Consider the following 12052-nt stretch of genomic DNA (forward strand, 5'->3'; position numbering starts at 1 on the left):
AAAAAATAGCAGCAAGTTGTGAAGATATGGTGTTAAAAAATTTAAAAACAAGAGTGCTAGGGCATGCGGGCCTTGGGTGATTGAAATTCATTCAATTCACAAAGCTCAACACACCCTAGGTGGGTTAATTTATACTTAGTTACCCACCTTATTACGCTGTGCTTTTTAAAGTTTAAACTGATTAACCGTTTTGTTTAAGGCAACAGCAAGGTCGCTTAAATCGCGCGCTTCATCTGCTAAAATGTGTGCGTGATCAGCTGTGCTGTTTACTAAGCCATTAATTGCTGCAAGGCTGGTATTAATGTCCTCTGCGACAACGGTTTGTTGCTCGGTTGAAGTGGCAATTTGGTGGCTTTGGTCTTGCACTTTAGTTACCGACTGAGCAATGTTTTGTAATGAACTTAGCACTTCTTTTGTTTGCGATACTGAGCCTTCAGTTTGCTCTTGCCCTTGTAGCATCATTACCGACGCTTGTTGGGCAATTTGCTGTAAGCGAGAAATCATATTACGAATATCGTCTGTTGATTCTTGCGTACGGCTTGCCAGTGAACGTACTTCATCAGCAACTACCGCAAAACCACGGCCATGCTCACCTGCACGCGCAGCTTCAATGGCGGCATTTAGAGCAAGTAAGTTGGTTTGATCGGCAATGGAGTTAATTACATCCACCAATGCACCAATGTTATTACTTTCTTGCTCAAGCCCTGCTACCACTTTAGACGCTTCACCTATGTGTAGCGCAAGTTCGGTCATCACACGTTGTGCTTGAGTTGAGCGGTCAGCCCCTTCGGCAGTAATGGCTTGTACTTCTTCGGCGGCGCTGTTGGTATGCTGTGCGTTACGCGATATTTCAAGTACAGTGCTGGCCATTTCGGTCACGGCGGCACTTACGCTGTCTACTTGTTGTTTTTCTTGCTGTATTTCGGTGTTGGTTTGAGCAGACACGTTTTTAAGTTGCGCTGCGGCATTGGTCAACTGCTCAGCTTGTGCGGCTGTTTCTAACATCATGGCGCGCAGCTTATCAATGAATGTATTCATGTGATTGGCAAGCTGGCCGACCTCATCCTGGCTGGTAATATTAATCTTTTGGGTTAAATCGCCTTCGCCCGATGCAATATCACGCATTATATTAGTTAAGGTGGTAATAGGCTGCGAGATCATGTGGGTTGCCCATAATATCATCGCTAGAATGATCACTAAAATAATCACCACTGCGGTGGTTGTGGTGGTAACCGCCTCATTAACGGGGGCTTCAATCATGCTGGTTGGGATCAGTATACCTACATACCAATCTAGATAAGGTTGCTCTAGTTGTAAGCGATGGTACACCACATAATACTCTTCTCCTTTTAAGGTCACCAATTGGCTGCCTTCGAGGTTATTACGCATTTGTGCGTTAAGCTCTGTAAAGCCTGAAGTATTATTAAACTGGCTTTCAAGGCCATCTAGCCCTTCTTTACCTTTAGGGCCTTCGTCGGTGTTAGACAGCTTATGGCCGGTAGCATTTGAAAAGTGTACAACCTTTTGATTGCCATCGAGTAAAAAGCCATAGCCTTGGCCGTTAAAGCGAATACCTTCAACCATATCGTTGATTTTATTAAGCTGTAAATCAACGCCGCCCATACCAATAAGTTTACGCTGTGCGTTGTATACCGGCTGTTGTACAACTGCTGAGGCAACCCCAGTGGTTAAATCGACCGATATAGGGCCTACGTAAAGTTTATTAATTTGCAGAGCTTCTTGCCACCAACCACGTTTATAGGCGTAGTAAGGTTGGCCATTGTAATGGCTGGTACGCTCGTTTTCTTTAAAGTATTCACCGGTGGTTGCTGATGCGAAAAACGCCGACAGTACATTTTCGTCATTTGAGCTAATGCGTACAAAGTCTTGATTAACTTCGTTGTAGCCGGGGGCACTTTTAATCGGCTGGTCGCGAGTATCCCAATTTTCAAAAAAATTAACTAAATGCGGGTTATTAACAAACGTAGAAACCAGCTTGCCATACTTTGCAAAGTAGCTTTGCATTGAAAGTTGTTCGCTTTGTAGGTAGCTTTGAGCTTCGCGCTCAATGTTTACTCTGGAAAGGTTAGCGATGTGATTTACAAAAAATGTTGAAGCAATAATTAGCAAAATGGTGATGGTGCCACCAATCAATAATAATATTTTCTTCCGTAATGATAAATTATTTAGCATAAGTGCACGTATTATTGTTTTTTAGTAGGTTATATCTAATCATATCTTACTTTAAATCTCTATGAAGTTAGATAAAAAGCACTAATTATGCGTTTAAAATGAAGGGTTATGCAAAAATGGAAACAAAAGCTAATAAATTAGTAGTATTAGGCGCAGGCTGGTTGGGTCATACTTTGTGCCTACAAGCTAAACAGGCGGGTTGGCAGGTACAAGGTACGCATAGAAGTGATGAGCACACAGACGATTTTCAGCGTCAATTTGTACTGATTGATGGGCAACTAATACACCAAATAGATTTACACGATGCTTACTGGGTGTGTGCAATCCCGCCACGAAGCAGACACAGCGAAAGTAACTACCCAGAAACACTAAGCGCTGCACTTTCACTTTCTAAACAATTAAATGCAAAGGGCTTTATTTTGTGCTCATCTACCGGTGTGTACGACCAAGAGCCAGGTGTTTACACTGAAAGCAGTGAAATAAGTTGTACCAATGAGCGACAAATAAAACTATACGATGGCGAAGAAAAGGTGCTTGAGCAAGATGGTAAAGTACTGCGTTTAGCAGGGTTATTAGGACCTAACCGCGAGCCGGGGCGCTTTGTTGCTGGGAAAAAATTAAATACATCGAGCCAGCAGGTGGTTAATATGGTGCATCAACAAGATGTGATAAACGCCATTTTTGCGGTAATAGAAAACTATAATTCGGGGCAAAATATTTATAACGTGGTAAATCCATCGCACCCAACTAAAGCGAATTATTATGCACAAAAGTGTGCAGAGCATGGCGGCGAAATGCCAACCTTTACCAGTAATGAAAGTGCTGAGCGCAAAGTACTTGGCTCAGCAATTGAAGCGTTAGGTTTTAGCTATCAGCATGGAATTTAAAATGCGATGGTAGTGGGTTGTGGTGAATAAAGTCGCACAATGCCCCTTGTGCTAAAAGCGTATTGGTTGCGTCTATATCGGGGGCAAAGTAGCGGTCTTTATCGTAGTAACTTACATGCTCGCGCAGCAGAGCTTTTGCTTTTTCTACTTGCGGTGAAGGTTTAAGTGGGGCTCTAAACTCAAGCCCTTGAGCAGCTCCAAGCCATTCAATTGCTAATACCCCGCGGGTGTTATTGGCCATTTCCTTTAAGCGCCTTGCTGCAAAGGTTGCCATAGAGACATGATCTTCTTGATTTGCTGATGTTGGCAGGCTGTCTACCGAGGCGGGGTGCGCAAGCGATTTGTTCTCGGAGGCAAGCGCAGCCGCGGTTACTTGGGCAATCATAAAACCTGAGTTAACTCCGCCGTTTTCAACTAAAAAAGGTGGCAGTGTAGAGAGGTTTGAATCAATAAGTAGCGCGATTCTTCGCTCTGCCAGCGCGCCTATTTCGGCAATCGCAATGGCTAAGTTATCGGCGGCCATGGCAACAGGCTCTGCATGAAAGTTACCACCGGATATAATATCGCCCACATCGGCAAATACCAGCGGGTTGTCGGTAACGCCGTTTGATTCACATAACAACACTTCTGCGGCGTGGCGTATTTGTGTTAAACACGCGCCGAGTACCTGAGGTTGGCAGCGAAGGCAGTAAGGGTCTTGCACTTTTTCGCAGTTTACGTGAGATTGGCTAATTTGTGATTCAGTACTAAGTAGCTCTCTAAATACACTGGCCGTATCAATTTGCCCACGTTGCCCCCGTATTTCATGAATGCGTGCATCAAAGGGCGCACGGCTACCCATTGCGGCTTCTATGCTAATAGAGCCTATAACACAGCTTTGTGCATATAAATCTTCTGCTTTGAAAAGCCCTTGTAACGCAAACGCGGTAGAGGCTTGTGTACCATTTAACAGTGCCAGTCCTTCTTTTGCGCCTAATGTAAGAGGTGAAAGATTGGCAATTTTTAACCCTTGAGCAGCACTTATAATTTCACCTTTGTGGCGCATGTTGCCTTCACCTAATAGTGGAAGGCACATATGAGCAAGAGGCGCTAAATCGCCCGAAGCACCCACAGACCCTTTTTGTGGTACGCACGGGTACACTTCACTGCACAGTAGCTGCATAAAAAATGCGATCACCTCTAGGCGTATCCCTGAGTAGCCCCGAGACAAAGAGTTTACTTTTAAGGTCATCATTAGTCTTACAGTGCTGTCGTCCATGAACTCCCCAATACCGGCAGCATGCGAAAGCACAATACTGCGCTGCAGTAGCTCAAGCTCGTCATCTGCTATTTTTGTATTGGCTAATAAGCCAAAGCCGGTGTTAATACCGTACACCGTTTGGCGTTTGTTTATTACGTTTTGAACAGTTTGTGCACTGGCCGCTATTTGTGTACTGGCGCCATCGACTAAGTTAAGTGTGACAGCTGAGTCATTAATTTTTCTTAGGGTGCTTAAGTCTAACTGCCCTGGTGTGAGAGTGTGTGAAATCATGACTATTCCTTGTTTAGCATAGGGAGATCTAGGTGGTGCTCTTGCGCGCAATTTTTTGCAATATCGTAGCCTGCATCAGCATGGCGCATAACGCCGGTAGCAGGGTCGTTCCAAAGCACACGAGCTATGCGTTGCGCAGCTTGTTCACTACCATCTGCAACAATAACCACGCCTGCGTGCTGGCTAAAGCCCATGCCCACTCCGCCGCCATGGTGCAGCGACACCCATGTTGCGCCACCCGCAGTATTAAGCAAAGCATTAAGTAACGGCCAATCAGAAACGGCGTCTGAACCATCTTGCATACTTTCGGTTTCACGGTTGGGGCTTGCTACAGAGCCAGAGTCGAGATGATCGCGACCAATTACAACCGGCGCTTTAAGCTCGCCATTTTTAACCATGTCGTTAAAGGCCAGTGCAAGGCGGGCTCGGTTTTTTAAACCAACCCAGCATATACGCGCTGGCAAACCCTGAAATTGAATGCGCTCACGCGCCATATCAAGCCAGTTATGTAAGTGAGTATCTTCTGCGATAAGCTCTTTCACTTTTGCATCGGTTTTATAAATGTCTTCGGGGTCGCCCGAAAGCGCAACCCATCTAAATGGGCCAATTCCTTCACAAAATAACGGACGGATATAAGCAGGCACAAAGCCCGGAAAATCAAATGCGTTGGTAACGCCTTCTTCAAATGCCATTTGGCGAATGTTATTGCCATAGTCGGTAGTGGCAGCACCGGCTTTTTGAAGTGCTAGCATGGCGTTTACTTGCACCGCCATAGATTGTTTAGCGGCTTTAACCACTGCCTGTGGGTTTTGTTCACGCATTTTTGCTGCGTGTTGCATGCTCCAACCTTGCGGTAGGTAGCCGTTGAGTGGGTCGTGCGCTGAGGTTTGGTCGGTCACTATATCAGGGGTAATATTACTGTTTGCCAGTGCAGTAAAAATATCGGCAGCATTACCTAATAAGCCTACCGATAATGCCTTGCCTTTAATGCAAGCATCGGTAACTAGCTCAAGCGCGTGCTCAAGTGTCGTGGCTTTTACATCAACGTAGCCGGTTTTAATTCGAAAATCGATACGGGTTTCGTCGCATTCCACAACTAATGCGCTAAAACCTGCCATCGTCGCGGCGAGTGGTTGTGCGCCTCCCATACCGCCAAGGCCTGCTGTTAAAACCCATTTACCTTTTGCATTACCGCCAAAGTGTTGCTTTGCCATTGCTACAAAGGTTTCGTAAGTGCCTTGCACTATGCCTTGTGAGCCAATATAAATCCAAGAGCCCGCGGTCATTTGCCCATACATCATTAAGCCTTTTTTATCGAGCTCATTGAAGTGCTCCCAATTTGCCCAATGTGGCACCAGGTTAGAATTAGCAATGAGAACGCGCGGCGCGTTTTCGTGGGTTTTAAATACGCCCACGGGCTTACCCGATTGCACAAGCAGGGTTTCGTCGTTTTCGAGCCTATCAAGGGTTTCAATTATTTTATCAAAGCTTGGCCAGTCTCTTGCCGCACGGCCAATACCGCCATATACCACTAACGCGTGAGGGTGCTCTGCCACATCAGGGTCTAAATTGTTCATTAACATGCGTTTAGCGGCTTCTGTTTGCCAACTTTTAGCGCTAATTTTATCGCCATGAGGCGCGCGGATTTCTCGGTGTGTGTCGAGCCGGTTGTTCATGAATTTCTCCTGTTGTATATACAAGATGGTCAGCTACAAAAAAACGCCCTTGAGCGTTACGTTGTTATTATTTTTTAAATGTTAAGTGCCCGCCCAAACGGTATTTACTGCCCGGTGATACTAAGCGAGCAAAGCTTACTATGCCTTTTGTAGACCAAGTACGACGAATAACCTGCAAGCAGGGCTCTTCGTTATACAGGTTAAGCCATTGGCACATTTGCGAGTTAGGCATAACCGCTTCCACTGTGTGGCGCGCTTGTGTGAGCGGCGCTACGCTCGATAAGTATTCATGCGGGGTGAGGGCGCTAAAGTCTAGTTGTAAATAACCCGCGGCTAAAGCTGGGTTTACAAATCGCTCTTCTACTTGCAGTGGTTTGTCGTTCTCATTGTGTACAAGCACACTGCGATACACCACGCTATCTACTTCAACGCCAAGCGCAATAGCTATGGGGGCTACCGCATTGATTGATTCAAGCACCTGCACACTACAGCTGTATTGCCCGTTACGTTCTTTTACTTCATCGGCTATGTTTTTAATTTCAAGTAGTGACGACTGCGATTTAAAACTGGCTACAAACGTACCTAACCCTTGGCTGCGCGTTAAAATGCCGGCATCTGTTAATTCGCTCAGTGCACGTCGTGCGGTCATACGGCTTACAGAAAATTGGCTGCTAAGCTCGTTTTCTGAGGGGACACGTTGGTTTTCTTGCCATGCGCCATTTTTTATTTTATCGACAATAAATTGTTTAATTTGTGCAAATTTAGGTGTGGTCATTACTATTATTAGCTGTACTTAAAATAAACTATTTAATAAAGATGGCATAATTATCTTGTATATACAAGGTGTATTGTTAGACTGTATTTTAAGCACGTTAGGGAGCTAAGTATGCAAAATAAAACAACGGGTTACACCTTAGAAGATCTCGACTTATTATTAACTGATGCCAACATAGCAACCATGGATTGCACAATTGATGCACCTTATGGGGCTATAGAAAATGCGGCACTGGCGATTAAAAACGGCGAAATTGTATGGTTAGGTGAGCAATCAAACTTACCCAGTTTTGATGCCTTTGCTACCCCTACATTAAGTATTAAAGGGCAATGGTTAACGCCTGGGCTTATTGATTGCCATACACATTTAATATTTGCAGGCTCCCGAGCTGAGGAATTTGAGCAGCGCTTACAAGGTGTAAGCTATGAACAAATAGCTGCACAAGGTGGCGGTATAGCCAGTACCGTTAAGGCCACTCGCGCGGCAGATCATGAGCAGTTATTTGTTGATGCAAAAGATCGCTTAAACACTTTACTTGCCGAGGGCGTAACGACTGCTGAGATAAAGTCGGGATACGGGCTTGATGTTGAAAACGAAATAAAAATTTTAGAAGTGGCGCGTTTGCTTAATGAGCATCATCCTATTGATATTAAAACCACGTTTTTAGGTGCTCATGCGCTACCCCCTGAATACAAAGGCCGTGCAGATGAATACATAGATTTAGTATGTACGCAGATGCTTGAGCAGGTAGTGGCTAATAACCTTGCCGATGCTGTGGATGTATTTTGTGAAAATGTAGGCTTTAGTCTTGTACAAACAAAACAAGTGTTTGATGCAGCTACAAAACATAACTTGCCGGTAAAGTGCCATGCTGAGCAGCTTTCTAATCAGCAGGGCGCACAGCTGGTGGCTGAGTATAAAGGCCTTTCAGCTGATCATATTGAGTACCTTGATGAAAATGGCGTAAAAGCCATGGCAGAGGTTGGCACTGTGGCTGTTTTATTACCTGGGGCTTTTTATTTTTTACGAGAAACACAGCTTCCTCCCATCGATTTGCTGCAAAAATACAATGTGCCTATTGCTATTGCCAGTGACTTTAACCCAGGCACCTCGCCTTTATGTTCTGTGCAATTAATGATGAACATGGCATGTACTTTATTTAGGCTCACCCCTGAGCAGGCCCTTGCGGGAGTAACCCGCAATGCAGCGCAGGCACTAGGTTTAAGAGACAGAGGCGTGCTAAAGGTTGGGGCAAGGGCTGATATTGCGCATTGGCAAATAAGTCACCCTGCACAATTAAGTTACCAATTTGGCGTAAATAAACTGTTAAATCTATGGATTTTGGGTAGAATTAATTAGTTTGTATTATTTTTGTCCATATTTAACATGCTTTTATTAAATTTTATAGCTAATGGAGTGGCGTAAGCTTGAGTATTTTGACTGACAGTAACTTTCCAATATTTTTTAGCGGCGCGCTGTTAATGGCGATGGTCGCTACATTATTTGCGGTTAAAAATACCAGTATTAAATTTAGTTACTTATGTACAGGCGCTGTCGGTTTAGCCATTTTAAGCAGCGGTGCTGCTTGGTTAGCAATCTTGCTCGCTTTTGGTTTTTGCTTTCATTTATGGCAAGCGTTTGAGCGTAATAGTTGGAGTATGATTATCACAAGCGCCGTTTCAGGGTTGCTATTTGTGGTGTTATTTTCAGCGCATTTACTTATGGACGTGCCCCTATTTTGGGTGGTGGTGGCTATTATTCTGCTAGCGGTTGTAGGGCTAATGACCGAGGAAGAAGAGCCCAAAGTTGAAGATTCGCTTAACATTAATGAGCCTGAGCCGTATCAAGATGACTCTCCTCTTGCTGCATTTGCAGATAAACAGCAGTTACGCCAAGGCTATTACAGCTGGTGTAAAGAAAAACAGCTAGAAGCAGCACTGGTGATTGTTCGTCTAGAAGGGTTTGAGCAAGTTAATCAGCACATAGGCAGAGATTTTGGTGATTTGCTTTTGGCTCAATCGGCCAACAGAATAAAAGACTTACTAAATAACGATAATGTGATTGATTTAGGTGGCCAAGAAAAATTGGCGCATTTAGGCGGTCTTAACTTTGCCTTTATTTGCAGCTTAGCTGTGCACAAACATAGCCATGAACACATCATTGAGCAAATTATTGGCGCAACACTTAAACCGTTTAACGTTGCTAATTGTACCGTAGAGGTAAAAGCAAGGGCGAGTTACGTTAATTGCGATGAGCAAGACGCTAACTTTGATAACTTAGTATCGTGTGCATACTTAGCCCTTGATAGTCAGCCTAAAAAAGCAGTGGTTGTGTACCACCAACAAATGATGGTTGAGCAACTTGAGCAGCAAGCCCGTTTAAAAGAGCTGGCTAATATTGATTTTGTAAGCGAGCTTGAACTTTATTTTCAGCCTATTATCCGCAATAACGACGGCCAAATTGAGTTTTTAGAGCTTCTGTTGCGTTGGCAGCACCCTCAACAAGGTATTTTATCTGCCCACCGATTTATTGATGATATTCATATTGCGGGTTTAGCTTACCCACTGGCTAAATTTGTTATAGAGCGGGCCGCAGAGCTTGCCATGGCACTTCGCATAGAGGGGATTGCTATACCGCTGAGCATTAACTTATTTGGCCCCGAAATGCTTAACGAAGAGTTTGTTGAGTTTGTAGATAGTGTGGTGAGTGAGCACAACTTACAGCACGGAGATTTAATTGTTGAATGCCCGCTGCATATATTCACAGATTTAGATAATAAGGGCCGTGCGATGATTGCCCGATTAAATAATATAGGTTTAAAGATATGCGTTGATGGGCTAGGCGATAACCCTATTGTTCTTTCTAAGCTGCCAAATCTAGCTGTTGAATACATTAAGGTGGCGCCATCGCTTACTGCAGATTTTAGCAATCAAAATAATATACGCAGCCTAGTAGGCGGTATGGTTGAAATGCATAACCAACAAAATACCAAGGTTATTTTTGAGGGCGTTGAAACCTTAGACCAATTAAAGTTTGTAAAAAGTTTAAAAGCGCACGCAGCACAAGGTTATTATTTTGGCCACCCGTTAAGCAGCATTGGCTTAATGAGTTGGCTAAAGCAGTGGCAGGCCCACCAAACACAATAAGTTATGCCCAGCTGCAATAATTATTTTGCAAGGGGAACTCAGCAATTCGCTGCGATAGAATTACTCACTTATGAGCATATAGCGTGCAAAAGTGAGTTATACACCTGCCAATAGTAAGCTCAATTAACTCACCATTTTTAGCTAAGCTAGTAAGGCAATTTGGTGGCCTTAAATATGCAGCGGTTAATTAAGCTAATTAAAATTAACGCGTTTTTGCATGTAAGTAGGCATTAACTAATGCACTAATAATTTGCCCACAGCTTTGCATACCTGCTGTTAACCCAGCTGGGTGATTTAGCGGTGCAGCTTCACACAAATGTAGGTAGCGGGCAGTGCTGTGTTTTGCTGTTAAATACACATAATGCTCAGCATCACTAACGCTAAAGCCGCAGCATGTATACGCGCTGGCCGGTAAAAATGAAATACTGTCTAAGTCGAGTTCAATACCAAGTGGCGCATTATTAAACGCTGCTAAGGCGTGCTGTACGGCATCGGTTAGTGATATTTCTCGGCGTACATTAATAGCTTGATAGCTGTGATAACTACATTGATTTTGCGCGATTAAGTCAAAAATGGCTTGGTTATTTTTTTGCTCATGCAGGCCAATAATATGATATTGCTGCAATGCATTGTTCCTCAAAGCATAGCTAAAACCATTGCCGCTGTGGCGACCTTCGCAAGGCCTTAAATCTGCATGGGGATCAAAATTAATAGCGTTAACTGAGGCCCCAATATGTTTGCTTAAAGCACTGAGTATGCCAAAGCTATTATTGTGCCCACCGCCAATAATAATAGGCTCAAGGCCCGCATTAAATATAAGCGTTAATACCGCCTCTACTCGCTCATCTATTGTTGCGCATAGTTTGCGTAATTGAGCCAGCTCTTCAGCATGCTGGTTATTTAAGCCTTGTGCTTGCACCATTACATCATCAACGTCAATTTCGCCTAACAGCAATACCTGCTGGGTCGCGTTAAACTGGTTAACTGGTTGGTTCAAAAAGTATTGTAAAAAAGCGGGCCAAGCGTGGTGTGAGCCGCCATTGCCTAAGTTAGCGCGAGGGCCTATATCTTCACATATACCAAGTAATACGTAGCGAATACCAAATTGCGCTGCATCATTAAGGGCTTGTTGTACATTTACATGGGTGTCTAATAGGGCAACAGACTGCCAGGTTTTTGTTTCGTTAACGCGTGTGGAGCAGTAGGGTTTAACGGCGTTTTCATCATACACTTTTAAGGTAGGGTGCACTGTGTTGAATCCGTGTTGAGCAGCAAAAATTATTCTGATGGCGTAAGCAGTGCTCTGTTGAGCACTGCCTGTTACTTTATTCTTCGATAACTTCTAGTTCAAGTTCTTCTGCTGATAATACAATGCCAGTACTATCTGCATAGATAAAATCGTCATCAAAAAACGACACACCGGCAAAGTTAACACCAATGCCATCTTCACCAGCGCCTTCGCTGTCGGCGGACACAGGAATTGATGCAATCGCTTGGATACCTAAATCAATTTCTTCTAACTCATCTACATGACGCACAGCACCAAATACAATAATGCCGTTCCAGTTGTTATCAAGCGCAAGCTCTGCAAGTTCAATGTCGATAAGGGCGCGTCGTGTTGAGCCACCACCATCGATAAGTAGTACTTGATCAGTACCGTCTTGTGAGAGTATTTCACGGATCAGTTCATTATTTTCAAAACATTTAACCGTTTTAATTCGGCCGCCAAACGTGTGTCGACCACCAAAGTTGATGAACATCGGTTCAAGCACGTCAACCACATCGGCAAAAAAGTCACATAAGTCAGAAGTGCTGTAATCCATTATTTTATCCTCAAAGGGTAC

9 protein-coding genes are annotated in these 12052 nt (G+C 44.0%); 3 read left to right on the top strand and 6 right to left on the bottom strand.

Translation table 11 applies throughout. The annotated features are described in order from the left end of the window. Positions 1-165: 165 nt before the first annotated feature. Positions 166-2193 (bottom strand): methyl-accepting chemotaxis protein, encoded by a 2028-nt coding sequence (locus MTF68_RS07620; RefSeq protein WP_248462146.1) that lies wholly within the window; start codon positions 2191-2193, stop codon positions 166-168. Between the two features lie 116 nt (positions 2194-2309). Between MTF68_RS07620 and MTF68_RS07625 the strand changes: the two genes are divergently transcribed. Continuing rightward, positions 2310-3080, top strand: coding sequence for an NADP-binding protein (locus tag MTF68_RS07625; RefSeq protein ID WP_248462147.1), 771 nt, complete (start codon positions 2310-2312; stop codon positions 3078-3080). Here MTF68_RS07625 and hutH read toward each other — a convergent pair. The 3 genes from hutH to hutC form a co-directional block, all read right to left on the bottom strand. Further along, positions 3058-4611, bottom strand: coding sequence for a histidine ammonia-lyase (gene hutH, locus MTF68_RS07630; protein ID WP_248462148.1), 1554 nt, complete (start codon positions 4609-4611; stop codon positions 3058-3060). The two genes, MTF68_RS07625 and hutH, sit on opposite strands and share 23 nt — an antisense overlap. A 2-nt stretch (positions 4612-4613) precedes the next feature. Then, a complete protein-coding gene (hutU, locus tag MTF68_RS07635; RefSeq protein WP_024032171.1) occupies positions 4614-6287 on the bottom strand; it encodes a urocanate hydratase in 1674 nt (557 codons plus the stop codon). Positions 6288-6354: 67 nt separating this feature from the next. After that, entirely contained in the window at positions 6355-7062 is a 708-nt protein-coding gene (hutC, locus tag MTF68_RS07640; protein ID WP_248462149.1) for a histidine utilization repressor, read from the bottom strand. A gap of 111 nt (positions 7063-7173) precedes the next feature. On the opposite strand from hutC, the gene hutI reads away from it, so the two are divergent. Continuing rightward, complete coding sequence (gene hutI, locus MTF68_RS07645) at positions 7174-8421, top strand: imidazolonepropionase (protein ID WP_248462150.1); 1248 nt, start codon at positions 7174-7176, stop codon at positions 8419-8421. Positions 8422-8543: 122 nt separating this feature from the next. Further along, entirely contained in the window at positions 8544-10208 is a 1665-nt protein-coding gene (locus tag MTF68_RS07650) for a GGDEF domain-containing phosphodiesterase (protein ID WP_248462376.1), read from the top strand. A 202-nt stretch (positions 10209-10410) separates the two neighbouring features. Here the strand turns inward: MTF68_RS07650 and MTF68_RS07655 are convergent, their stop codons facing one another. After that, entirely contained in the window at positions 10411-11457 is a 1047-nt protein-coding gene (locus tag MTF68_RS07655; protein WP_248462151.1) for a formimidoylglutamase, read from the bottom strand. Between the two features lie 76 nt (positions 11458-11533). Continuing rightward, positions 11534-12031, bottom strand: a complete 498-nt coding sequence (gene rraA / locus MTF68_RS07660) for a ribonuclease E activity regulator RraA (RefSeq protein WP_248462152.1) — start codon at positions 12029-12031, stop codon at positions 11534-11536. Between the last annotated feature and the right edge of the window lie 21 nt (positions 12032-12052).

Origin of the sequence: Pseudoalteromonas sp. 2CM37A (genome assembly GCF_023161885.1) — a bacterium.
Lineage (GTDB): Bacteria > Pseudomonadota > Gammaproteobacteria > Enterobacterales > Alteromonadaceae > Pseudoalteromonas > Pseudoalteromonas atlantica.